The sequence below is a fragment of the Bradyrhizobium sp. AZCC 2289 genome (assembly GCF_036924615.1).
Taxonomy (GTDB): Bacteria; Pseudomonadota; Alphaproteobacteria; order Rhizobiales; family Xanthobacteraceae; genus Bradyrhizobium.
In genome coordinates this window covers 1,044,179-1,067,834 of sequence record NZ_JAZHRY010000001.1, presented here as the reverse complement: position 1 = coordinate 1,067,834, position 23,656 = coordinate 1,044,179, and the positions used below count along the sequence as shown (strand labels likewise).

Annotated in this window: 18 protein-coding genes and 4 pseudogenes; 14 read left to right on the top strand and 8 right to left on the bottom strand. The window is 60.4% G+C overall.

The window, feature by feature from the left end; all coding sequences use genetic code 11:
- Positions 1-93 precede the first annotated feature (93 nt).
- Entirely contained in the window at positions 94-408 is a 315-nt protein-coding gene (locus V1289_RS05330; protein WP_334407282.1) for a hypothetical protein, read from the top strand.
- A 711-nt stretch (positions 409-1,119) separates the two neighbouring features.
- Here the strand turns inward: V1289_RS05330 and V1289_RS05325 are convergent.
- The 3 genes and pseudogenes from V1289_RS05325 to V1289_RS05315 form a co-directional block, all read right to left on the bottom strand.
- Positions 1,120-2,043: a nucleotidyl transferase AbiEii/AbiGii toxin family protein gene (locus V1289_RS05325; RefSeq protein ID WP_334395959.1), complete on the bottom strand. Its 924-nt coding sequence runs from the start codon at positions 2,041-2,043 to the stop codon at positions 1,120-1,122.
- Positions 2,018-2,590 carry a type IV toxin-antitoxin system AbiEi family antitoxin gene (gene abiEi / locus V1289_RS05320; RefSeq protein WP_334395958.1) on the bottom strand — a complete coding sequence of 191 codons (573 nt, stop codon included), beginning with the start codon at positions 2,588-2,590 and terminating at the stop codon, positions 2,018-2,020. The genes V1289_RS05325 and abiEi overlap by 26 nt, the downstream gene beginning before the upstream one ends.
- A gap of 436 nt (positions 2,591-3,026) precedes the next feature.
- Positions 3,027-3,615, bottom strand: a pseudogene (locus V1289_RS05315) (tyrosine-type recombinase/integrase).
- A 1,025-nt stretch (positions 3,616-4,640) separates the two neighbouring features.
- On the opposite strand from V1289_RS05315, the gene panD reads away from it, so the two are divergent.
- From panD to V1289_RS05275, 8 genes and pseudogenes are all read left to right on the top strand, one after another.
- Complete coding sequence (gene panD, locus V1289_RS05310) at positions 4,641-4,988, top strand: aspartate 1-decarboxylase (protein WP_334395957.1); 348 nt, start codon at positions 4,641-4,643, stop codon at positions 4,986-4,988.
- A 165-nt stretch (positions 4,989-5,153) separates the two neighbouring features.
- The gene (locus V1289_RS05305; RefSeq protein WP_334395956.1) at positions 5,154-6,284 is read left to right on the top strand and encodes an 8-amino-7-oxononanoate synthase; all 1,131 of its coding nucleotides are present in this window, start codon (positions 5,154-5,156) and stop codon (positions 6,282-6,284) included.
- Positions 6,281-6,922: a dethiobiotin synthase gene (gene bioD / locus V1289_RS05300; RefSeq protein WP_334395955.1), complete on the top strand. Its 642-nt coding sequence runs from the start codon at positions 6,281-6,283 to the stop codon at positions 6,920-6,922. Before V1289_RS05305 ends, bioD begins: the two co-directional genes overlap by 4 nt.
- Positions 6,919-8,178, top strand: coding sequence for an adenosylmethionine--8-amino-7-oxononanoate transaminase (locus tag V1289_RS05295; RefSeq protein ID WP_334395954.1), 1,260 nt, complete (start codon positions 6,919-6,921; stop codon positions 8,176-8,178). Before bioD ends, V1289_RS05295 begins: the two co-directional genes overlap by 4 nt.
- 210 nt (positions 8,179-8,388) lie before the next feature.
- Positions 8,389-8,775, top strand: a pseudogene (locus tag V1289_RS05290) (ATP-binding cassette domain-containing protein); the annotation flags it as partial.
- Positions 8,756-9,469, top strand: a pseudogene (locus V1289_RS05285) (ABC transporter ATP-binding protein). The pseudogenes V1289_RS05290 and V1289_RS05285, both read left to right, overlap by 20 nt.
- Positions 9,429-10,028 (top strand): DUF3363 domain-containing protein, encoded by a 600-nt coding sequence (locus V1289_RS05280; RefSeq protein ID WP_334395953.1) that lies wholly within the window; start codon positions 9,429-9,431, stop codon positions 10,026-10,028. The pseudogene V1289_RS05285 and the gene V1289_RS05280 overlap by 41 nt, the downstream one beginning before the upstream one ends.
- Positions 10,029-10,135: 107 nt before the next feature.
- Positions 10,136-11,278, top strand: coding sequence for a nucleotidyltransferase family protein (locus V1289_RS05275; protein ID WP_334395952.1), 1,143 nt, complete (start codon positions 10,136-10,138; stop codon positions 11,276-11,278).
- Between the two features lie 644 nt (positions 11,279-11,922).
- On the opposite strand, the gene V1289_RS05270 is transcribed toward V1289_RS05275, so the two are convergent.
- The 5 genes and pseudogenes from V1289_RS05270 to V1289_RS05250 all read right to left on the bottom strand — a co-directional run bounded on the left by V1289_RS05270 (position 11,923) and on the right by V1289_RS05250 (position 16,949).
- Positions 11,923-12,360, bottom strand: coding sequence for a glycosyltransferase (locus tag V1289_RS05270; protein WP_334395951.1), 438 nt, complete (start codon positions 12,358-12,360; stop codon positions 11,923-11,925).
- The gene (locus V1289_RS05265; protein ID WP_334395950.1) at positions 12,282-12,650 is read right to left on the bottom strand and encodes a hypothetical protein; all 369 of its coding nucleotides are present in this window, start codon (positions 12,648-12,650) and stop codon (positions 12,282-12,284) included. Before V1289_RS05265 ends, V1289_RS05270 begins: the two co-directional genes overlap by 79 nt.
- A 43-nt stretch (positions 12,651-12,693) precedes the next feature.
- Positions 12,694-13,122, bottom strand: coding sequence for a GlcG/HbpS family heme-binding protein (locus tag V1289_RS05260; protein WP_334395949.1), 429 nt, complete (start codon positions 13,120-13,122; stop codon positions 12,694-12,696).
- A pseudogene (locus V1289_RS05255) lies at positions 13,115-16,098 on the bottom strand (FAD-binding and (Fe-S)-binding domain-containing protein). The gene V1289_RS05260 and the pseudogene V1289_RS05255 overlap by 8 nt, the downstream one beginning before the upstream one ends.
- Positions 16,099-16,160: 62 nt before the next feature.
- Entirely contained in the window at positions 16,161-16,949 is a 789-nt protein-coding gene (locus tag V1289_RS05250) for a GntR family transcriptional regulator (RefSeq protein ID WP_334395947.1), read from the bottom strand.
- 119 nt (positions 16,950-17,068) lie between these two features.
- Between V1289_RS05250 and V1289_RS05245 the strand changes: the two genes are divergently transcribed.
- From V1289_RS05245 to V1289_RS05225, 5 genes are all read left to right on the top strand, one after another.
- The gene (locus V1289_RS05245) at positions 17,069-18,298 is read left to right on the top strand and encodes a pyridoxal-phosphate-dependent aminotransferase family protein (RefSeq protein WP_334395946.1); all 1,230 of its coding nucleotides are present in this window, start codon (positions 17,069-17,071) and stop codon (positions 18,296-18,298) included.
- Between the two features lie 61 nt (positions 18,299-18,359).
- Positions 18,360-19,652: an MFS transporter gene (locus V1289_RS05240; protein ID WP_334395944.1), complete on the top strand. Its 1,293-nt coding sequence runs from the start codon at positions 18,360-18,362 to the stop codon at positions 19,650-19,652.
- Positions 19,653-19,761: 109 nt separating this feature from the next.
- Entirely contained in the window at positions 19,762-20,835 is a 1,074-nt protein-coding gene (locus tag V1289_RS05235) for a hypothetical protein (protein WP_334395943.1), read from the top strand.
- A gap of 353 nt (positions 20,836-21,188) precedes the next feature.
- Positions 21,189-22,388: a pyridoxal-phosphate-dependent aminotransferase family protein gene (locus V1289_RS05230; protein WP_334395942.1), complete on the top strand. Its 1,200-nt coding sequence runs from the start codon at positions 21,189-21,191 to the stop codon at positions 22,386-22,388.
- Between the two features lie 43 nt (positions 22,389-22,431).
- Entirely contained in the window at positions 22,432-23,229 is a 798-nt protein-coding gene (locus tag V1289_RS05225; RefSeq protein WP_334395941.1) for an enoyl-CoA hydratase/isomerase family protein, read from the top strand.
- Positions 23,230-23,656: the final 427 nt, after the last annotated feature.

Below are 23,656 nucleotides of genomic sequence, written 5' to 3'. Positions count from 1 at the left end.
CGCCCCCCAGCCCCGGGCCCGGAAAGCAGGCGACCCTGCCAACGCCCCGCGAAGCGGGGTCGCTTTGTGCGGGACTTCCTGGAGCCAAAGGTGATGCGTCGCTCCCCCTCCATCGTGCCGCATGGCGCCGACTGCGACACCTATGTGGTGCTAAACGATTTTGGCGGCAGGCTCGGGCGCGCTTGGTGCGAAGCAGATGAGCAAGGCACTGACCGGAAGACGCTGGTCCGCCGTCTCATGGAAGACCAGTATAGTCACCCCGTCCGCATCGTCGCCTTCAACACCGCCGAGGGCTGGTCGCGCGACGTCACGGTCGATATTGCCGACGAGCTGCGCCGACGCTTTGCTGAATACGACGAGGTGCCGCGCTCTGTGCAGGAGTTCTTGGAAATCGCTGTCCGGCGCTGAGCTGTTCGCCAAAAAGGCTCTCGGCTCAAGGAGCAGAGCCGAGGGAGAGTGCCTCTTCTTTCGACCTGCCGACGATACGCAACATGTCGGCAAACGGCGAGATTGCCACCGAGCTTCCTGCCTTAACAAATGTGTCGGTTCGCATCCTGGAACGAAAGCAAAAGGCCCCAGCTCTCGGGGGCTGAGCCGGGGCCTGTGCGATCATACTGCCGGGCCGGAAACCGCTGGTCACCTTGCGCGACGCTCCGCTCTACATCACGAAACTGTCCAAGGCAGAGCACGATGCCGAGGAATGGCGGGCCGCGATGAAGGTGCTTACTACCGCTGGGAACGGATAGAGACGCAGCGGTCGGCGTGCTCCACAGAGAAGGATTTGGCTGTCACGCTATCGCTGAGCCAATAACTGACACCCGGTTGCGTCAACGCTTCATAGAAGATCGCGGCTTGCCGAACATCCCGAATGATAATCGGACCAGAAAGAACTGGGTCAATTGGACACGGACTCGGAGCGGCGCAGTTGTCACGCCCAGAAAACCCTGTACCCAACGGCGAAATGACCGGCCGGGGTCAAAGGCTAACTTGTCGGGAATGCCCGCTTATGGCGCGAAGCCGCCGTTCATGGAGACAAGGCGACGGTGAATAGGTGGTTCGCCGCTTGGATTCCGTACGCCCCTGCCATCCGGCTGAGCGTTAATTGACGGCAGAAGTCGACTACCTGAATTCGTACGAAGACACCGGCAGCACCGCGCGTCGAAGCAGTTCTCCGCTTTCCGCTAGGATGGAATGCTGTAGGCCAGTTTCGGAGAGTTGCGCGACCCGCTTGGCCGGCAGGAACCGCTTCATTTCGCCAAGAAACGCGTCGGCGGTCGCTTTCTTGGACAGCTCAGCCAGCCGTTTCTCCGCCTTCGCTTCAATGTCGGAAGTGCCGTAATCGGTGAATTTCTTCTGGACGATCTCGCGCTCGACCTTTGCATCGAGCTTGTTCTGCAGGAACCATACGTCCCAGACGTCGCGGAATTTGAGTGCGTCTCGGGCGGTGAGGGCGACGGCCTTGTCGGCGAGGATCTCGTTGGGCGTTTCGACCGTGAGGATCACGTCCTGGACTTGGACGAGGCCGGGTGTTGCGCGTACCGGCATCGGCTTGGTTTCGTAAGCGGGGACGTTGGCGAATTCGATCTTGATGCGCGATTTCGGTGCGCGCGGCGTCGCTTCGATGGGAACGATGATCTGCCAAGCGGCCACCGTGATCGGCTCCTGCTTGACGAGATCTGGATGCGGGGGCTTCTTGAGCGAGACTTGGTCGGCGGCGATGCCGAAGTCGCGATTGAGCGTCTTCTTGGTTGTTTCCAGCGCGGACTCGATGAGCTCTTTGAATTCGACGTCGGTGAAGTAGGAACCGGCTTTGCCGCAGACGAAGTCGAGGTCCTCGCTATAGCGATCGCCGCCATAGCACAGGCGTAGCGCGGTGCCGCCTTGGAATACGGCATGTCGCAGGATGCCGGCGTCCGACATGGCGGACATGAGATGGAGATGGATGGCCTCCTTGACGAGGTTCTGATCCATCTCGGCGTCGATGCCTTGTCGATGGGCGAATTCCTCGATCGAGCTCTTAAGGCTGGATGCTTTGTTGTTCATGGGTTTTCTCCTCGGCAACGGCCTCGGCAAGCGTTTCGGGGTCGATGAGATCGACGTTTCTGCCGACGCGGCGCAGATCGCGAACGGCCCGGGCGACGGTAGCTTCGAGCGAGCCGTCGTCCCGCCGGTAGACGTCTTTCTCGAGGTCGATGTCGCGATCCGTGTGAGTGAACTCGATGATACCCCATGGCGTCTCGAAGGTGCCGGGGGATCCGGTGGTCATGCAGGTGAGCGCGGTGGTGATTTGCGAGATTGCCCCCGCTTCCGACAGCTTGCTCTCGAGGCTGACGTAGCTGATCTCTCGAGGCCGCAGGAAGCGGATGAGACCACGGCGGACATCGGAAGGAAGGGAACGGGCCTGTGGATTGACGTACACGCCCCTGGCGGCTCTGATCAGAACGCCCTGATCGGTGAGCCGCTTCATCATCAGCTTGAGGTAGTTGGGTTCCACCTGGCCCAAGAGCGCGCCGAAGGTGGGAGGTGTGAAGGCCCAGATCGACTTGCGATCCACCTCAAACAGCTTTTTCGATAGGTCAGCCCTTTTCATAAGTCATATTATAGTTATCAAAAATGATAACTTCAATAGGATATAAGATAAAAAGCTGCGAGCTTTTCCCAAATTGCGGTTCGGGTCACCGGCCCCCTCCTAACAGGCCTGTCAGGGTTTCCGGCGAGGCGCCCCGCCTTCTTAGCTGCCCTGACGGCTTCCCCGATGCTTCTATTTGCGGCCGAGAGAAAATACGCATTTCGGCAAGCGCATCCAGCCGCCGAGCCTTGGGCCGGGAAATTCATGCAGCCGCTTCATAAGGCGCCCATGCGGCGAGGTATTCGGCATGCTAACCGGCCGAAGTTGTGACGCACGTGCCGCGCATCAGCGCGGTCGGACGCGATGCCCGCCGTAGCCTCACAAGCTAACATTCGGAAAATGCCGGCTAGAATAGTGCCGCGCAAACGACCTCCGGCGGGATGCCGGTGGACGACGATTAGAGCTCAATCTGCTCGGCGATATTGAGAGCGTCATCCACCTCAATCCCGAGATATCGGACTGTGCTTTCGCGCGCAGGTTGCCGGTCTTTCGATAGATCTGGGCGGCCTTCGTGCGCCGCATCGAGTGCGTGCCATAAGAGGCCGATTCCAAGCCGATGCTTTCAGCCCAGCGATGCACCAACCGGGCATATTGGCGGGTGGATATGTGAGGCCTTGAAGTCGACTTGGGAAGAGATATCGGGAGCCAGTGGCCCGGAGCATTGGTAGCCAGGCTTCAACGGAGCTCCTCGACTGCTCCGTGATCTCGAACTGGACTGGTCGACCTGTCTTCTTTTGGACGATCGTCGCTCGATGCCGCACTTTTGCTCCTGAGCAAATGTCGTCTAGTCGAAGTTTGACCAGGTCGCAGGCGCGAAGCTTGCTGTCGATGGCCAGATTGAACATGACGAGGTTGCGCCACGATCCTGCGATTTCTAGGCGAACTCGAATGGACCAGACGTGCTTCGGCTCGAGAGTTTTTTTCTGGCCGACGAGCAATCCCTTATTCCAAGGTCGTTGGTCTCTGCCGACAGGACGTACGAGCATGGGAGTTCCTCAGCCACCCCGCCCTCCGCGTCGCTCTATCGCGAGCGATTATTTATACCGACCGAGCAGTCTGGCTCTGCCCAAACAGTACTCGCGACCGACCACCTCTGGCGCGAAGCTGCCGTTCATACACAAACGGGATCTCGTGGTCGATAACGAATGAGTCGAAAACTATCCAGTTTCCAACCGGCAAGGAGATCGCAAAACCTTGTCAGTCTGCTCAGGCGCGGGCAGGGCGCTCGCCAAGGGGCATTCGCGGAATGAGCGCACAGGGCATTAATCGATTCCCAGCAGAGAACAACGTTCGATCGTTTTGCGTCAGATCACGGCAGCCTCAACGGCGACGGCAGCTACACGTAGTGCGCCATCGAGAAACGAAAGCTGCGGTTGATCTGCGAGACATTGCATCGCCGAGACGGGCTCAGCCCAGTTCAGTTCCCGTACGTACATCGTATCGGCGCACTTTCCGAGAACCGCGATCATCGGCCATGAAGATTTCATTCTGATGACGACTTAGGCCGTCCGTCGCCGGAGAGTTTGAGGCAGTTAAGCGTCTAGATTAAGAGTGCATCGGGCCCAAGCTAGTGCCAGGTCCGCTTGGCCAACGTAAGAATTATCAGCCGCCGCCCTCCACATACCTCACAAGAAATAACTGACGGCTATAAAGTCATCGCGCGATCTACCGTTCCCTGATCGTTTTCGCCCCCGAAGTTGGAGTGACAAGGATCCTTCAACTACCGAGGAAGCAGCGACCGTGAAAAATTCGTCTCTGGGGCCAAGGTTCAGAAAGGATGATGTTCTCGCACAACTATTATTTCGAGAACATTTGACCGCGCGTTGCTGCTGCGCCAGTTGTGATCGACATAATGTGCTGTCGGGGACGATACCGCCAACCGCGATTGTCATAGCCTCCTGATGCGCGCCTATCATCGCATCTGTATACCACGCGTGAAGATTGACCGGAGGCTGAGAGCGTCCTAACGCGATGCCGTGCATTTCTGGCGCTCAAAAACGGGATATCCTCGATGCAAGTCACTCTGATGAAAGGCAAGATCCACCGCGCACATGTCACGGAAGCGGATTTGCACTATGAAGGTTCGATCTCAATCGATCGGACACTGATCGAGGCTGCCGGCTTTCTCCTCAACGAGCGCGTCGATATCTACAATATCGACACCGGCGCGCGTTTTTCGACCTACGTCATCGAAGCGCCTGCCGGCTCCGGTATCATCGGGCTGAACGGCGCGGCTGCGCGACTCGCGATGGCGGGCGACAAGGTCATCATCGTTGCCTACGCGAATTTCGACGATGCTGAAGCGCGCAGCTTTCAACCGCGCGTCGTCCTCGTCAACGAGAAGAATCAGAAGCTCTAGGCGTCGACAGCGTCGAGTGCCGGCATCGAGTCGGAACGGCTCACCGCTGTGCCGACGAGACGGGCACGCAAAGCAGACAGCGGCTAAGCTAGACTTGATACCGAAGAGGACGATCCACATGGCCAGGTAGTTTCCGGCCCTGCCAACCGCGCGAGAGGAAAGATAATGCATGACGGGTTTGAAACGGATCTGCGCGAACTCGCGGGGCGGGGTCGGTTACGCTCACTTCGCGAGCGCTCCGGAATAGATTTCACGTCAAACGATTATCTCGGCTTTGCCGAATCCGAGGAATTAAGGCGGGCGGCTGCCGAGGCAGTGGCGCGTGGCGTGCCGGTGGGATCGGGCGGATCGCGTTTGCTGCGCGGCCATCACCCCGAGCATGAAGCGCTCGAAAGCGAAGCTGCAGCCTATTTCGGCGCCGACACGGCGCTCTATTTTGGCGGCGGTTATGTCGCGAATTTCACCATCTTCTCGACTCTACCGCAACGCGGGGATCTCGCGGTCCACGACGAGTTGATTCATGCGAGCGTCCATGAGGGGCTACGTCGGGGACGTGCCGATTTCTTGGGAGTTCCGCACAACAATGTCGACGCCTTCGACGCAGCAATCGTTCGCTGGCGCGCGGCCGGGGGCAAAGGACGGCCCTGGCTTTCGGTCGAAAGCCTCTACAGTATGGACGGCGACAGCCCTGACCTTGCTGAACTGCTTGCGGTCGCAGATCGCCACGAGGCTATGGTCGTCATCGATGAGGCCCATGCAACCGGCGTGCTCGGGCCGCAGGGGCGGGGGCTCGCCGCACCCTTCGAGGGTCGCGACAATGTCATCACGCTGCACACGTGCGGCAAGGCGCTTGGGACGGTCGGCGGTTTTATCCTTGCGCCAAGAATTATCCGCGACTTTCTTGTCAACCGCGCCCGCCCCTTCATCTTCGCGACCGCCCCTTCGCCGCTGATCGCCGCGATCACCCGTGTGGCCCTCGAACTCTCCCGAACCAATCCGGAGCGCCGAGATCGGCTCGGGCGTCTGGTTCAATTCGCGGGAAGCGAGCTTCGCCGTCGGTGCAACATCGAGCCCTCCGGCTCGCATATTCTTCCCGTAATCATCGGCGCCGATCAGGCAGCAGTTGCACTTGCTGCCTCTTTGCAGCGACGAGGTTTTGATATCCGGGCGATACGTCCGCCGACCGTTGCCGAGGGCACCGCGCGTCTCCGCATCGCGCTGACGGCGAACGTCGATGAGGCGATCGTCGCAGGTTTGTTCGAAGCCCTCGCTGAAGACATGCGAAAGGCTACATGACCAGGCGCATCATTGTAGCTGGTACCGATACCGGCGTTGGCAAGACTGTCTTTGCGGCCGCGCTCGCCGGTGCTCTTGGGGCGATCTATTGGAAACCGATCCAGGCCGGTCTCCAGGAGGAGACAGACAGGCAAGCGGTCCTGCGGCTTTCCGGTCTGTCCGAAGAGCGCGTGTTGCCGGAGGCCTACCGGCTGAAGACGCCGGCCTCGCCGCATTTTGCTGCCGAAATTGATGGCGTTGCCATCGATCCGGACGCGCTCATCCTGCCGAACACGAACCGGCCGTTGGTCGTGGAGGGGGCCGGCGGGTTGCTGGTGCCGTTGACGCGCGAAGTCGCCTACATCGATGTCATCGGGCGGTGGCGGGCGCCGGTGGCGCTATGTGCCCGCACGACACTCGGAACGATTAATCACAGCCTCCTGTCGATTGAGGCTCTGCGCAGCCGCGGCGTTCCGCTTCTCGGCATCGTCTTCATCGGGGACGAGAATGCCGAATCCGAGCGCATCATCGCCGACATGGGTCACGCCCGGCGGCTTGGCCGCCTTCCACATCTCACGCCGCTGACGGGTGACGTGCTGCGGGCGGCGTTTGCCCTCCATTTTAATATTGGTGACTTCCTGGAGGACTCTGCCGGATGAAATCGATGTCTCCGATATGGCATCCGTTCACTCAGCATGCCGTGCAGCCCGAGCCGACGCTGATCGCCAGAGGCGAGGGCGCCTGGCTCGAGACCGCCGATGGTCGTCGTATCTTCGACGCCATTTCGTCTTGGTGGGTGGTGACCCACGGTCATCGCCATCCGCACATCGTGCAGGCGATTAAGGATCAGGTGGACCGTCTCGATCAGGTGATTTTCGCCGGTTTCACACACGAGCCAGCGGAACGGCTCGCGCGACGTCTCATCGCGATCACGCCATCCGGGCTCGAATACGTCTTCTTTTCCGATAGCGGGTCGACATCGGTCGAAGTCGCTTTGAAAATGGCGCTGGGTTTCTGGCGACATCGCGGCGAGAAGCGTAGCCGTATCCTGGCTCTGGAGGGCGCTTATCATGGCGATACGATTGGCGGCATGTCGGTTGGTGAACGTGGTGTCTTCAATGCACCCTACGATCCACTACTGTTCGATGTTGAGCGTCTTCCGTTTCCCTCCGCAGGTCGCGAGCAGGCGACGCTGGACGCGTTGAATACGGCATGCCGGAATGGGGCGATCGCCGCGCTCATCGTCGAACCCTTGATCCTCGGCGCAGGCGGCATGCTCATCTATCCGCCTTGGGTTCTTGCGGAAATGAAACGCATTTGCGAAACCCACGGTGTTCTCTTCATCGCCGATGAAGTGATGACAGGGTGGGGCCGGACAGGCACGCTGTTCGCTTGCGAGCAGGCCAGCGTCACGCCGGATATCGCCTGTTATTCCAAAGGTCTTACCGGGGGGTCACTGCCGCTGGCGGTGACCCTCTGCCGCGCGGACATATTCGATGCGCATTATTCAACGGACCGGACCCGAACGTTCTTTCATTCCAGTTCTTATACCGCGAACCCAATCGCCTGTGCGGCCTCTCTTGCGAACCTGGAGATTTGGGAGAGAGAGCCGGTCATGGAGCGCATAGCGCGTGTTGCCACCCTGCACACCAAAAAACTCGATCGCTTCCGCGACGATCGGCGTTTTGCGAATGTCCGCCAGATCGGCACCATCGCGGTGCTCGACATCGCAGCGACTGACGCCGGCTACATGGCCGATATCGGTCCGCGTCTCTACCAGAGCTTTCTCGCGCGTGGCCTGCTGGTCCGGCCGCTTGGCAACACGATCTACATCATGCCGCCCTATTGCTGCACCGCGAGCGAACTCGACCTGGTTTATGGAGCGATCGGTGCAATCGCCGACGAGATAGAGTGAAAATGGCCGGGACACTGAAAGGCCGTGGTCATTCGGCTCTCCTCGTGCGATCGGCTTCTCAACCGGCTACTCTTCACGCATTCCGCGTTCGGCAACGATTACTGCAACCGTGCAACGCGATGCCTTTCACAAGGGCAGGAGGCGAGGTTCAAGGCTGAAACTCTATAGCGAAATCAAGCGAGCGGCTCGTAGGAAGGACTGCCGCGCTCGGAGGCGAGCGAATTACTGGATATGTTCGGCATCGGCCGGCTCGCCGATCGCTGCGTGTCCGAGCTGGCTTACGGCCAGCAGCGCCTGATCGAGATCGCGATCGGGCTGGCGCTCGATCCGAAAGTGTTGCTGCTCGACGAGCCGGCCGCGGGCGTACCGCACGACGAAGCCCCGAAGATTCTGGAAGCCATCGAACGCCTGCCGCCGGACATCGCCGTGCTGATGATCGAGCACGACATGGATCTGGTTTTTCGTTTCGCGAAACGGGTTCTCGTGCTGGCCGACGGCAAACTGATCTTTGCGGGAACGCCGGCCGCCGTCACGGCCGACGAACAGGTCCGCCGCGCCTATCTGGGGAGGTATGCCGATGCCCGCCGCACGGCTTGACGTCGTAAACGTGAGCGCCGGTTACGGAGCTACACGGATCGTTACAGATATGTCGTTCGACGTTCCCGCCGGAGATCGCCTGGCGATCCTCGGCCGCAACGGCATGGGCAAGACCACGTTGCTGGCTACGTTGATGGGGCTTTCAACCTGCCATGCGGGCAAAATCATGATCGACGGAACTGATCTGAAGGATCTTCCCACGTCGTCGCGCTCACGTCTTGGCGTCGGGTATGTTCCGCAGACCCGTGGCATCTTTCGCTCCCTGACCGTGGAGGAGAACCTCTCGGCGGGATTGAAGGACCGCGCGCGTGATGCGATCACCGAAGCCTACGAGATGTTTCCGAGATTGGGTGAGCGAAGGCGTCATCTCGGCATGCAATTATCCGGTGGCGAGCAGCAGATGCTGTCGATGGCGAGAACCCTTCTCGGCAAGCCTTCGATACTGCTGCTTGACGAGCCGCTGGAAGGTCTTGCGCCTGTGATCTGCGACGAACTCATGGCCATGATCTCCGGTCTGGCCGCGTCAGGCGAAGTGACGGTCGTTCTTGTTGAGCAGCAGATCGAACGCGCTTTGGAATTCGCCGGCCGCGTATTGATTCTGGAGCGCGGCCGGGAGGCTTAGCTCGGCCCTTGCAGCGAACTCAGATCGAACCGTGCTCTCGTCGATCGCCTGTTGGGAGTCGGTATTCATTGAGCGGATCTCGATTGTTGCTGAACAGCAGCCATTCGAGCGTACCCGCCATGATGTCGAACGTCGGCGAAGTCATCTCTGCTCAAAAAAATGGCGATGCGCCTACGGTGTTGGCGCATGTACCAAATGCTGTACCTGGCCGCTGACAAGCTTTGGTTGGCGCACGAATTGCCGCCTCAGCGTGCCTTGGGTCGCTTTCGCGCATCGCAGCGTAACATGCAAACCCACAATGGCGTCTATGCGCGCAATCTGCTGCAAGTTCTGGAGCGCCGCGAGCTTTGCAGAGGTCGGTGCGCGGATTGCCGGCGAAACCGGTCTTAGGTTTGCTGAGATCAAGGCGGGCGACCGGTTGACCGGGACCTGTCGGCGGACGCTGACGCTGAACAGTGGGCGGTTTGCCCTGATCGAGCGCGCGCAGGAATTCAGCCTGGTACCATGGCGGCCTGTGCTTGAACGCGCCAAGGGCCAGAGCGTCACTGGTGAGAAAATTTCATGGTCGATCGGACAAAAGCGCGGCTTGGGCTTATCGGTCAGCGGGCGTCAATTCTATTTAAGTATTTGATATGTAAGTGTATTATACTATTTTAGCGATTTTAGTATAACTAGCTTGCTCCTTGCCCTTCAGCGATTATACTATTTTCGCGTAAATAGTATAACGGATCCTCCGCCATGGCTCCTACCCAACGTCTCGATATCACCTACCAGACGCTCTATTCCGAACTGGTCCAGCGCAGCCTCGACGAGAGCTTCACCTCCGAGTTCTCCTCGAACGGCAGATTCGTGGCCGTGGAGGTCAAGGGCAAGAAATACTGGTACTTCGACACGCCCAAGCCCGAGGGCGGCGCCCAGGATCGCCGCTACGTTGGTCCCGTTGACGATCCTGAAATCACCAAAAGGGTCGAGGCGTTCAAGGATCTGAAGGCCGACCTGAAGGGACGTCGCCGTCTCGTCTCCACGTTGACGCGCGAGGCCTATCTGCCGCGCCCCCTGCCGGTGACTGGCCAGGTGGTGGAAGGACTGGCGAAGGCCGGCTTCTTCCGTATGAGGGGAGTGCTCGTCGGCACCGTTGCCTACCAATGTTACCCCGCCGTGCTCGGTACACGCCTTGATGCGGTCGCCATGCAGACCGGCGACGCCGACTTTGCGCAATTCCACGAAATTTCGGTGGCCATCAAGGATTCCATGCCGCCCATCCTGGAGGTGCTTCGACAGGTCGACGCGACCTTTCGCGAGGTTCCAAGCCAAATCGACGGCAGGGTCTCCACCCAATTCGTCTCAAGGGGCAACTTCAAGGTGGAATTCCTGACGCCCAACCTGTGGTCCGATGACCAGGAAGGCAAGCCAGTCCCGATGCCAGCGTTGGGCGGGGCGGCGGCATTCCCGCTACGCTTCCTCGACTACCTGATCTACCAGCCCATCCGCGCCGTGCTGCTGCACGGTGCCGGCGTGCCTGTCCTCATCCCATCACCGGAAAGATACGCCATCCACAAACTCATCGTTGGATCTCGCCGGAAGGAGGACCGCGACGCGACCGCAAAGAGTTCGAAGGACCGGCTTCAGACCAGATCAATCATCGAAGCGATGATCGCGAACCGGCAGCACGCTGATCTCGCCTCTGCCCTTACGGAAGCCTGGGATCGCGGCGATCATTGGAGAGCAGCGATCCGCACTAGCATCGCGACCTACGACGATGACTTCCAGAATTCGTTCCGAACCGAACTTGCCAAGGGCGTAACCGAGCTCGGCTCCGACCCCGCCGATTACGATCTTGTAGATAAGCCAACCGATGCCTCTACGCCGCGCCCAAAATGACGTGCGAATTACGGGCCCCGCGTACCGGTCCCGAGCTGCCGGCGCTAAAATGAATGAATGGCCTCAAAACCCAAGATTGCCGAATAGAATCGGACGATCGCTGGGTCGTGGAGAACGCAGACTCAGGTGTCGGCATGGGTCTGGGAATGCCGAACGCGACGGTCGTTGTTCAAAATGCCGTTCCCCCGGCGAGGCTCGGAATTGCGACCGCCCCCATGTCGTTTCTCAGGGCACTGGGAGGCGCCGTCGGGGTCGTTTTGTCGGGCTTCGTCATGCATTACGTGCTCACTGCTCTGAGTGGTTCATCGTCCCTGCAAAATCTTCAGCACGGGCCGACGTTGCCGCAAAACTATCTTGAACATACCGACCCTACGGATCCTCTTCGCCTCTCCATTGCGGCCAGCTTTGCGCTGGGAGCCGTCATAATGCTCATGGCGTTCATAACGGTTTCGCGGTTGTCGCCGGGTCGTCGGGGCCAATGTCCAAGTGATCGCTCGCGCAGCGTCTGCATTTCCGCGCGGCCGCGCTCATAATTCTTCGTCGTCTTCTGCTCGTCGTGGACGCGGAAGCAGGCGAGGAAGCGCCAGCCGCGCCATTTTGAACCCTGCGGCTTCGGCACGCAGCATGAAGTCCCAGTCCAGCGCCTAATGAAATCTGGTATCGATCGGTCCGATCTTGTCCCATACGCGGCGGCGCCAGAACATGGTCTCCTGGGGAACATAGCCGGCATATGTGAGCGTTTCGGTATTGTGAGCCGGGAAAACGGCGCGGCCGATTTCCCGGCCGGCGTAATCGATAAAGATGCGATGCCCATAGACAAAATCGATGTCCGGCCGCCGCTGGAAGAAATCGGCAACGTAAGCAAGCATTCCCGGCAGCAACGTATCGTCACTGTTCAGGTACGCCATGACCTCGCAGTCGACGCCTGCGAACCCCAGATTGATCGCGTCTGCCTGCCCTTTATCCGGCTCGCTCCGCCACGAGATCCTGTCGCCATAGTTCTTCAGGATATCGACGGTGTCGTCGACAGATCCTCCATTCTGGACATGATACGATAGCCGCGGATGGTTTTGAGCGAGCACGTATCGATCGTCGCGCGCAGGAAACGGCCGTGATTGAAGCTCGCCGTTACGATGGCAATGCGCGGCGGCTGTTTCGGCAGGGCTGGCGGCGCCGGCAGCGAACGCAGGTCGAGCGGACGAGGCGGATGCTGCTCATATGTCCACATCGGCGGACGCAGCCACAATCGTCTGAGATGGGCGCGCGATCTCGCGTAAGCGTCCTTCAGCTGGCTCTGACTGGCGTCGAGGGCGTCGAGCCGTTGCTCGATCGCCTTCAGCCGTTCCAGAAGTTGCTGCCTGAGCTCGTCCATTCCGTCCGTATCTGATCAATTGCCGACCGCAGCCGGTCGGTAGCTAGCCCGCGTTCGCCTTCAGTCCGGCCGCCTCGATGCCCGCGACCGCGCAAGTCTCGTCATTGTCCGAGGTGTCACCGCTGACACCGACGGCCCCCAGCAGGACGCCGCCGTCCTGAATCAGCACTCCGCCGGGCACCGGCACCATGCGGCCTAGCGCCAGCGTATTCACGGCGTCGATGAAAAAGGCCTGCTCCTGCGCGCGCTGAAACAGCGCCCGCGACCCCATGCCCATCGCGAGCGCGCCATAAGCTTTACCGTGCGCGATCTCGGCCCGCATCAGGCTGGTGCCATCCTGCGCCGCGGTCATTTTGACGCAGCCGCGCGCATCGAGAATGGTGATGACCAGCGGTTTAAGCTTTTTCTCGACGCCTTTCGCGAGCGCAGCATCGAGAATCTTGCGGGCGACATCGAGGGTGAGTTCAGCCATGGGTCGGTTCCTTTACAACGGGTGAGGGGGTGAATCGGCTTTTGCGCGGTCGAGGCTCATGGCCAGCACGCGCGCGACGTGAAGCGCGGAACGCTCGCTCCCATCCTTGATCTGATGCCGGCACGAGGTGCCATCGGCAACGATCAGGGTTGCCTGATCGGCGCGGCGCACCGCCGGCAGCAGCGACAGCTCGGCCATTTCCATCGAGGTCTGGTAGGTGTCGGCGCCATAGCCGAACGCGCCGGCCATGCCGCAGCAACTGGATTCGATGGTTTCAACCGCGAGATCGGGAACGAGACGAAGCACTTGTTCGACCGGCCTGAAGGCACCGAAGGATTTTTGATGGCAGTGGCCATGAACCAGGGCCTTGCCGGCGATCGAGCCGAGTGGCAGTTGCAGCCGGCCGGCCTCCGCCTCGCGTACCAGAAATTCCTCGAACAGCAGCGCATGGGCGCTGACGCTCCGGGCGTCATTGTCCGAACGCAGCGATAGCAGTTCGTCGCGGAGCGTCAGCAGGCAACTTGGCTCAAGTCCGACGATCGACACGCCGCGCGCCGCAAACGGCGCGTAGGTCGCGACCAGCCGGTTCAATTCCCCGCGGGCTTCATCGACGAGACCCGCCGAGAGGAACGTCCGCCCGCAACACAACGGCCGGGTTCCGTCTGCGGGCTTCGGCATGTGCACCCGGTATCCGGCTCCGACCAGCACGTGGAGCGCGGCGTCCAGATTTTCCCGCTCATAGGCCCGGTTGAAAGTGTCGGCGAACAGCACGACTTCGCGGCCATCGATGGGCCCGATCACCTCGGCATCGGGTTTGAAAATGTCACGCCGGAACGCAGGCAATGCGCGTTGCGCGCTGATACCGGCAAATTTCTCGAACAGCCTTCGCAACGCCGGACTGCGGTTGCGCCAGTTGGCAAGTGGGGCGAGGCGCGACGCCAGTCCGGCATAGCGCGGGAGATAGCCGACCAGCCGGTCGCGAAGCGAAAGACCGTGCTTGGCCGCACGCGCGGCCAAAACCTCGATCTTCATCTTGGCCATATCGACACCGGTTGGGCACTCGTGGCGGCAAGCCTTGCAGGATACGCAGAGTTTCAGCGCATGCATCATCCCGTCGGAGGACAGCGCGTCCGGTCCAAGCTGGCCTGAGATCGCCAGCCGCAACGTATTGGCACGGCCTCGTGTGACATCCTCCTCATTGCGGGTCGCGCGATAGGACGGGCACATCACGCCGCCCTCGAGCTTGCGGCAGGCGCCATTGTTGTTGCACATCTCGACCGCGCCCTGGAATCCGCCGCCGGCGCCGGGATAGGCCGACCAGTCCAGCGCGGTTTTCAGTTCATCGATGCGGTAGTCCGGCGGATAGCGGAACAGCACCCGGTCGTCCATTTTGGGCGGATCGACGATCTTGCCGGGATTGAGGACGTTGTCGGGGTCGAAGCGCTGCTTGACCTCCCTGAAGTCGGCAACGATGCGCGAGCCGAACATCACTTCATGGAATTCGGAGCGGACCAGGCCGTCGCCATGCTCGCCGGAGTGCGACCCCTTGTATTCGCGCACCATCTCGAACGTTTCCTCGGCGATGGCGCGCATCGCCTTGACGTCCTTCTCCAGCTTGAGGTTGAGCACGGGGCGCACATGCAGGCAGCCTTCGGACGCATGCGCATACATGGTGCCGCGGGTGCCGTGCCTGGCGAAGATGGCATTCAGGCGCTCGGTATAGTCGGCGAGATGGGGCAGCGGCACCGCGCAATCCTCGACAAAGGAGACCGGCTTGCCTTCCTGCTTCATCGACATCATGACGTTGAGGCCGGACGTGCGGAAATCCGAAATCGCCGCTTGCGTCGCGGGCTCGACGACATCGACCACGCCGCCCCATTTGCGTTGCGAATTGTTCCAGCCGAAGCCGAGATCCGACATCAGCTCGGAAAGCTGCTTGAGTTTTTGCAGATTGTCAGCCTGATCTTCCTCCGCGAATTCGACGATCAGCAGCGCATCGGGATCACCGCGCACGGTCGCATCGATCACCGGCCTGAACATCGCAATGTCCCGTCCAAGCGCGATCATCGTGCGGTCGACCAGTTCGACTGCGATCGGACGCAGTTTCACCAGATGCTGGGCGGCATCCATCGCCTCGTAGAAGCTGCCGAAATGGCAGACGCCCAGCACTTTGTTGCGGATCACCGGCCACAGCTTGAGCTCGACCTGGGTAGTGAAGGCCAGCGTCCCCTCCGAGCCGACCAAAAGATGCGCCAGATTGTTGGGCGTATTGCGCGGCACCAGCGCGTCGAGATTGTAGCCACCGACCCGGCGTTGCACCTTGGGGAATTTTTCGGCGATCTCCGTGGCCTCGCGCTCGCCGAGATCGAGCATATCGCGAAACAGGGCAAGTCCGCTCTCGGGCGAATTCACCCGCGCCAGATCGCGCGGCACCTCGCCAAAATGCAGCCGCGTGCCGTCGGCCAGCGCAGCGTCCATCGCGCGCGTGTTGTCGCGCATGGTGCCGTATCTGAGCGAACGTCCGCCGCAGGAATTATTGCCGGCCATCCCGCCGATGCTGGCGCGCGAGGCCGTGGAGACGTCGACCGGAAACCACAGCCCGTGTTTTTTGAGTTGCCGGTTGAGATCGTCGAGCACGATGCCGGGTTCAACCACGCAAGTACGGCCTTCGACATCGAGCGAGAGAATGCGGTTCAGGTGTTTGGAAAAGTCGACGACGATCCCCTCATTGACGGTCTGGCCGCATTGCGAGGTGCCGCCGCCGCGCGGGGTAACGATCCGGCCCGCATCCTTGGCGATGGCGAGCGCCAGCAGCGCCTCGTCCATAGTCCGGGGGACCACCACCCCAAAGGGCATGATCTGGTAGAACGAAGCGTCGGTCGCATAGCGGCCGCGATTGAACGCGTCGAAGAACACGTCGCCGGTAATCTCGCGGGCAAGCCTGTTTTCGAGCGTCACTGAGCCTTTGTTGGACATTCCACCCCCGCTGCTACCTGCAAACGTCGCTCGCTCGTACTTGGGCGGTGAAATAAATGCAATTATTTTGTCTTTGTTTCCGTTTTGAATTCAAAACTGCTAGGCTCGTGAGCGGCGCCCTGTCCGGCCTCGACGGCGACGCCGTCCTTCAGATGTTCGACGGCAGCAGTCCGCTTGTTGCGCAAATGTATAAACAGAATGTCGCTGAGTTCGCTACCAGCGCGGCGACGCAGTGCGTCCAGGATGGTCTCGTGTTCGCGCATGGCTTCCCCCCACCGCTCGCGCTTGCGGGCAAAATTGGCGGAGTAGCGGACCCGGCGAATGCGGCCGGCGAAGTTGGCGTAAGTGTTTCGCAGCGTTGTGTTGCGCGAGGCTTCGACGATCTTGTGGTGGATCAGCTGATTGACGCGGAAATAGCCGTGCATGTCGCGGTTCAGGTAGAATCCGTACATCTCGTAATGCAGCCGCTCGATCTCGGCGATTTCGGTATCGGTGATGTTTTCGCAGGCGAGACGGCCAGCCAGGGCTTCGAGCCCGCCCATGACGTCGAACAGTTCGGCGAGATCGTGCTCGCTCAATTGCCGGACGCGAGCGCCGCGGTTGGGTAGCAATTCCACCAGCCCTTCGGACGCCAATACTTTCAGGGCCTCGCGCAACGGCGTACGCGAGATGCCAAGCATCTCGCAAAGCTGGCGTTCGGGAACGCGGCTGCCGTCCGGAATGTTGCCTTCGACGATGTGGTCGCGCAGTCGCGTCAGGATCTCGTCGTGCAGGGATTGGTCTTCGCGGCCGGGACTCGTGCCGCCTGCAAGCGTTGTCGAATCGGTATCGTGGGGAATCAGCGGTTTCATAGCAGGAGAATAGGCCTCGAACGCGCAATCGTCGATCCAAAACTGTGTACAATATTTTAGTTGATATCATAAAAAATGAATGCAATATTCCTCACCCAACAGACTCAGGCGAGGAATTCATGACTCAGGGACGCCATTTCTTGCAGATTCCCGGGCCAAGCCCGGTTCCGGATCGCGTGCTCCGCGCCATGGACATGCCGGTCATCGACCACCGCAGTTCCGAGTTCGCCGAACTCGGCAGGGCCGTTTTCACCGGCTGCCAAAAGATCTTCAAAACAAACGGACCTGTCATCATCTTTCCTTCGTCGGGTACGGGTGCCTGGGAGGCGGCGATCGTCAATACGCTCTCGCCCGGCGATAAGGTTCTGATGGTCGAGACCGGCCATTTTGCCACGCTGTGGCGGCAGATGGCGGCGCGCTGGGGCATCGAGGTCGATTTTCTGCCGGGCGACTGGCGCCACGGCGCCGACCCTGCGGCGATCGAAGCTGCGCTGGCGCAGGATATCGCGCATGCCGTCAAGGCGGTGATGGTGGTGCATAACGAGACTTCCACCGGTGTCACCAGCCGGATCGGCGACATTCGCGCCGCGATGGACAAGGTCGGCCATCCGGCGCTGCTGCTGGTGGATACGATTTCCTCGTTGGGCTCGGTCGATTACCGGCATGACGAGTGGAGAGTTGACGTCACCGTCAGCTGTTCGCAAAAGGGATTCATGCTGCCGCCGGGGCTCGGCTTCAACGCCATCTCCGAGAAAGCCCGCGCCGCTGCGAAGACCAACAGGATGCCGCGGTCGTATTGGGATTGGGAAGAGATGCTGAAGCCCAACGCGGCGGGCTTTTTCCCCTACACGCCGGCGACCAACTTGCTCTACGGATTGCGCGAAGCCACTGCGATGCTGCTCGAGGAAGGGCTGGACGCGGTGTTCGCTCGACACCAGCGCCTGGCCGCGGCCACCCGCGCTGCCGTCGCGCATTGGGGCCTTGAAGTTTTGTGTCTCGAACCGGCCGAATATTCACCCGTGCTGACGGCTGTGCTGATGCCGCCGGGACACGATGCCGACAAGTTCCGCAAGACCGTGCTCGACACCTACAACATGTCGCTCGGCTCGGGTCTGAGCAAGCTCGCCGGCAAGGTGTTTCGCATTGGTCACCTCGGCGAGTGCAATGAACTGACGTTGATTGGGGCCCTGTCCGGCGTCGAGATGGGTCTCTCCGCCGCGGGCGTGCCGCATCGGGCCGGCGGTGTCGAAGCTGCGATGAAATCGCTGGAAGAGCGGACGCAGTCAAATTCTCCGGCGCACCTGAAGGTGGTCAAACCTGACAGGGTCGCAGACCGTCAGGGCGTTTAGCGCCGTGGGTTCAGCGCAGCCGTTGAAGCAACACAATAAAAAGCGGAACGGGGAGAGAAATATGCGGCTTCGGTTCAAAGCCACCCATGTCGTGCTGGCGATGTTGTGCATCATGTACTTCATCACCTATGTCGACCGGGTCAACATCGGCACGGCGGCCAGTGATATCCAGAAAGAACTCGGTCTGAGCAACACGCAGCTCGGGTTGGTATTCTCGGCCTTCGCCTACCCCTATCTCCTGTTCCAGGTGGTCGGCGGCTGGGTCGGAGACCGCTTCGGGCCGCGCAAGACCTTATTCTGGTGCGGCATGATCTGGGCGGCCGCGACCATCATGACCGGCTTTGTAACCAGCCTGCTGACGTTGTTCATTGCCCGCGTCGCACTCGGCTTCGGCGAAGGGGCGACTTTTCCGACCGCCACGCGCGCCATGCAATACTGGACTCCCGAGACCAAGCGCGGTTTCGCGCAGGGCCTTACGCACGCCTTTGCACGGCTCGGCAACGCGGTTACCCCGCCGTTGATAGCGGCGCTGATAGTTTGGCTTACCTGGCGCGGCTCGTTCATCGCGCTGGGACTGGTCAGCCTGGTTTGGGGTGTGATCTGGGCGCTGTATTTCCGCAACGAACCCAAGGATCATCCCGGGATCACCGAGGCCGAGCTGGCGTCGCTTCCGCCACGCCCGGTCAATATGCGGCCGCAGGTACCATGGGGGCCGCTGTTGCGGCGGATGTGGCCCGTCACGCTCACCTACTTCTGCTATGGCTGGTGCCTGTGGCTATACCTGAACTGGCTGCCGTTATTCTTCAAGAACAGCTACAATCTGGACGTCAGGAATTCGGCGCTGTTCGCCTCGGGTGTCTTCTTTGCCGGCGTCGTCGGCGACAGCCTGGGCGGAATCCTCTCTGATCGCATTCTCAGGAACACAGGCAATGTTCGCCTTGCGCGCTTGAGCGTCACGATCGTCGGCTTTGCCGGCGCCTTCCTGTCGCTGCTTCCGATCCTGTTCATTCACGACATCACGATCGTCGCGCTATGCCTTTCCGGCGGCTTTTTCTTTTCTGAACTCGTGATCGGTCCGATGTGGTCGGTGCCGATGGATATTGCTGCGAAATATTCCGGTACGGCCGCCGGGCTGATGAATACCGGCTCGGCGCTGGCGGCGATCGTTTCGCCTTTGGTCGCCGGTTACGTGATCGACGTCACGGGCAACTGGTACTTGCCGTTCCTGATGTCGATGGGATTGCTCCTGCTTGGCGGATTTTCGGCGTTTCTGATGCATCCTGAAAAACCCTTCGAAGAACTTGCGGAAGTGAATTCGGCCAAGCGAGGTGTACTAGCTCGACAGCTAAAATGATTTCTTTACCACGACAGAGGCGGTCGAGGTCCCATCCGATCATTTTCAGATTGTGAGAGTGCCTACGCGGCGAGCCTTGCCGATATCCAATCAACACCGGAGCCAAACTATGCCCAACTACAAGATTCTTATTCTCGGTGCGTCATACGGTTCGTTACTTGCGTCCAAAATGATGTTCGGCGGCCACAACGTGAAACTTGTTTGTTTGCCGGCTGAGGCTGCTCTCATCAATTTTGAAGGCTTTCGCGTGCGGATGCCGATCCGGGGCCGCAAGGAGCAGATCGAGATCGATTCCCGCAAGTTGCCGGGCAAGGTGTCTGCTTCCGGTCCGGCCGATATAGATCCTAAAGACTATGACCTGATCGGGCTGGCGATGCAGGAGCCGCAATACGGCTCGCCCGGTGTGCGCGAATTGCTCGATGCCGTGGCGAAGTCGCGCGTGCCGTGCATGTCGATTATGAACATGCCGCCGCTGCCTTACATGAAGCGTATCCGCCATCTGAACAGCGAATTGCTCGCGCCAGCATACACCATGCCGGCGGTCTGGGACAGCTTCGATCCCGGCACGTTGACATTGTGCAGCCCGGATCCGCAGGCGGTCCGGCCTCCGGAGGAGAAGGTCAACATACTACAAGTAACTTTGCCGACCAACTTCAAGGTTGCACGCTTTGACAGCGAGAAGAGCAATGTGATTCTTCGCAACATCGAAAAGGATATCGATGCCGTTCGTTTCGATGCCCCGGAAGGCAAGATCGAGCTGCCGGTAAAGTTGCGTGTTCACGACTCGCTTTTCGTGCCATTGGCCAAATGGGCCATGCTAATGGCCGGCAACTACAGGTGTATCACCCGGGACGGCATGCGAACCGCACAGGAAGCGGTGCATACCGACCTCAAGGAAGCGCGTTCGATATACGAGTTCGTCGTGGACGTGTGCGTCAAGCTCGGTGCCTCGCGCGATGAACTTGTACCATTCGAGAAATATGCCGCGGCTGCGGAAAGCCTGTCGCGTCCTGCTTCGGCTGCGCGCGTGCTTAACAATGGCGCGACCAATATCGAACGTGCCGACAAGCTGGTGCAACTCGTCGCCCAACAACAAGGCATGAGCCATCCCGTCCTCGACGCCATTGTCATCCTCGTGGACGAAAGGATCGCAGCAAATCGTAAGAAGGCTGTGGCGGCCTAACAGATCAATGGTCGACAAGAGACCGGTGGGATTGACTTAGACAAGATTTGCGGCCAATCGCGGGATCAATCCTGCTCCTACCCGTCGGGAATACCGCGAGCCTGTCTGCCTTTGAAATGGGGATCAAAATCACAAACGGCCGTAAGCCGTAAGCACGTCAAACATTGTGCAGCGCGTCGTCGACTTCCGCCGAGTTTGCCGATCACAAACTTGAATTTTACGGAAGTTGGGGCCTCGCCGCTCCCGGTAAACCTTCTTATGTATTGACGGCACCCGCCGGGCGCGGGACAAGCCCGCCGAATGGTGATATTCGAGCGGCTCGCGAGACCGCGGCTCTACCGGGAAGGACGCCTATGACCCTGCATACTGGAAGGCATTTTCTGCAGATTCCGGGACCAACCAATGTGCCGGACCGGGTGCTGCGGGCCATGGATATGCCGACCATGGACCATCGCGGTCCCGAATTCGCCGAGATCGGACATGCGGTGCTGGCTGCCATGCAGCGGGTGTTCCGCACAACGCAGCCGGTGATCATTTATCCGTCGTCCGGGACCGGTGCCTGGGAGGCCGCGATCGTCAATACGCTGGTGCCTGGCGACAAGGTGCTGATGGCCGAGACCGGGCAGTTTGCCCTGCTGTGGCGCGGCATCGCCGACAAATTCAAGCTGGACGTCGATTTCCTGCCTGGTGACTGGCGCCATGGCGCCGACCTCGATCAGATCGAGGCGCGGCTCACGGACGACCGCCAGCACAAGATCAAGGCGGTGATGATCGTGCACAACGAGACCTCGACCGGCTGCGTCACGCACCCGCTCGACGTCCGCAAGATCATGGACCGGGTCAAGCATCCGGCGTTGTTGATGGTCGATACCATCTCCGGCCTCGGCTCGCTCGAATATGAGCACGATGCCTGGGGCATCGACGTGTCGGTGGCCGGATCGCAGAAGGGATTGATGCTGCCGCCGGGCCTCGGCTTCAACGCGGTGTCGGAAAAGGCGCTTGCGGTGGCGAAGGCCAACCCCGCCATGCGGTCCTATTGGGACTGGCAGGAGGTTATCGCGATCAACAAGGCGGGCACCTGGCCCTATACGCCGGCGACCAATCTGCTGTTCGGGCTGCGGGAAGCGATCAAGATGCTCGAGGAGGAGGGGCTTGAGAACGTTTTCGCGCGCCACAAGCGCCACAGCGCCGCGACGCGCGCCGCAGCCAAGGTGTGGGGCCTGGAAACGCAGTGCCAGGAGCAGGGCGCCCACTCGCCGGCGCTGACCGGCGTGGTGATGCCGGAAGGCCATGACGCCGACAATTTCCGTAAAGTGGTGCTGGAGAATTTCGACATGTCGCTCGGGACCGGCCTGAACAAGATCAAGGGCAAGGTATTCCGGATCGGCCACATCGGCCACTTCAACGATCTGATGCTGATGGGCACGTTGTCGGGCGTCGAGATGGGTCTCGATCTCGCCAAGGTGCCGCATCGTGGCGGCGGTGTATTGGCGGCGATGGAAGTCCTCAAGGGACGCGATGTCGTGCCGATGCCGAAGACTGCCGTTGCCTGAATTGGCCTGGATCCAAGCATAGAACACAACAGAAAGAGCTGCGATGAACGCCCCGGTAGCTGCGACCGAAGACCTGATCTATTCCGTTGAGGACGGCATCGCCCGGCTGACGTTCAACCGTCCGCAGGCGCGCAACGCCTTGACCTTCGCGATGTACGAGCAAATGGCCGTCATTTGCGAGACCGTCAACGCCGACCGCTCGATCAAGGCCATGATCCTGACCGGCGCCGGCGACAAGGCGTTCGCATCGGGTACCGACATTTCGCAGTTCCGTGCCTTCAAGACCGCGCAGGATTCGCTCGATTACGAGGCCCGGATCGATCGCGTGCTTGGCACGCTGGAGCAGTGCAGGGTGCCGACGATTGCGGCCATTGCCGGCGCCTGCACCGGCGGCGGTGCCGGGATCGCAGCGTGTTGCGATATCCGCATCGGCACCGAGTCGACGCGGATCGGCTTTCCGATCGCGCGCACGCTCGGCAATTGCCTGTCGATGTCGAATATCTCCAGGCTGGTGTCGCTGGTCGGCCCGGCGCGGACCAAGGATCTGATCTTCAAGGCGCGGCTGGTCGAGGCGCCGGAAGCGCTGGCGCTGGGGCTGCTCAATGAAGTGGTGCCCGACGTCGCGACATTGCAGCGCCGCGCCGACGAAACCGCAAAACTCGTGGCCGGTCATGCGCCGATCACGCTCGAAGTCACCAAGGAAGCGGTGCGGCGGATTCGGCGGACGTTGACCCGCGATGAGGGCGAAGATTTGATCCTGCGTGCCTACATGAGCGAGGATTTCCGTGAGGGAATGGATGCCTTCCTCAACAAGCGCGCGCCGAATTTCAAGGGCAAGTAGGGTTCCGCGCCGGGACTTGAGCAAATACCGGAGCGGCTATTTGCGCGACACGCAAATAGCGTTTGTCTCCGGATTTGCGTTTTGGTTCAAAAAATTATTTTCGGTGAATTGAATTTTCCGACGCGGCGTGCTCGATGGCACGCGCATGTTGACGTCACGACAACCTCTGGAATAAGATCGTGAAGGTTGCAGATCGTGGCCTCACATTTTTCAGCCGATACTCGTTACTCGTAAAGCGTTTTGATTTCCGTTGTGACCAGCCGCGCCGCAATCACCAGTCATTAAACTGAGAAACTGCGCCTATAATTTCGACAACGCGACCGCGCCGGCCCTTATTGCCGTTCACCTATCCTGACGCCGACCGCGGCTTGCGAATACGCCAAAATTGATAATCGCGTCGCTGTAGCTCAGCGCGGCGGCGCTCGTG

Bases quoted from the DNA above. Each gene is read 5' to 3' on its own strand.
- V1289_RS05260 (WP_334395949.1), bottom strand. From the start codon at position 13,122: ATGGCTGAACTCACCCTCGATGTCGCCCGCAAGATTCTCGATGCTGCG.
- V1289_RS05330 (WP_334407282.1), top strand. From the start codon at position 94: ATGCGTCGCTCCCCCTCCATCGTGCCGCATGGCGCCGACTGCGACACC.
- V1289_RS05295 (WP_334395954.1), top strand. From the start codon at position 6,919: ATGAAATCGATGTCTCCGATATGGCATCCGTTCACTCAGCATGCCGTG.
- V1289_RS05305 (WP_334395956.1), top strand. From the start codon at position 5,154: ATGCATGACGGGTTTGAAACGGATCTGCGCGAACTCGCGGGGCGGGGT.
- V1289_RS05225 (WP_334395941.1), top strand. From the start codon at position 22,432: ATGAACGCCCCGGTAGCTGCGACCGAAGACCTGATCTATTCCGTTGAG.
- V1289_RS05240 (WP_334395944.1), top strand. From the start codon at position 18,360: ATGCGGCTTCGGTTCAAAGCCACCCATGTCGTGCTGGCGATGTTGTGC.
- panD (WP_334395957.1), top strand. From the start codon at position 4,641: ATGCAAGTCACTCTGATGAAAGGCAAGATCCACCGCGCACATGTCACG.
- V1289_RS05245 (WP_334395946.1), top strand. From the start codon at position 17,069: ATGACTCAGGGACGCCATTTCTTGCAGATTCCCGGGCCAAGCCCGGTT.
- abiEi (WP_334395958.1), bottom strand. From the start codon at position 2,590: ATGAAAAGGGCTGACCTATCGAAAAAGCTGTTTGAGGTGGATCGCAAG.
- V1289_RS05230 (WP_334395942.1), top strand. From the start codon at position 21,189: ATGACCCTGCATACTGGAAGGCATTTTCTGCAGATTCCGGGACCAACC.
- V1289_RS05325 (WP_334395959.1), bottom strand. From the start codon at position 2,043: ATGAACAACAAAGCATCCAGCCTTAAGAGCTCGATCGAGGAATTCGCC.
- V1289_RS05265 (WP_334395950.1), bottom strand. From the start codon at position 12,650: ATGGACGAGCTCAGGCAGCAACTTCTGGAACGGCTGAAGGCGATCGAG.
- V1289_RS05250 (WP_334395947.1), bottom strand. From the start codon at position 16,949: ATGAAACCGCTGATTCCCCACGATACCGATTCGACAACGCTTGCAGGC.
- bioD (WP_334395955.1), top strand. From the start codon at position 6,281: ATGACCAGGCGCATCATTGTAGCTGGTACCGATACCGGCGTTGGCAAG.
- V1289_RS05235 (WP_334395943.1), top strand. From the start codon at position 19,762: ATGCCCAACTACAAGATTCTTATTCTCGGTGCGTCATACGGTTCGTTA.
- V1289_RS05275 (WP_334395952.1), top strand. From the start codon at position 10,136: ATGGCTCCTACCCAACGTCTCGATATCACCTACCAGACGCTCTATTCC.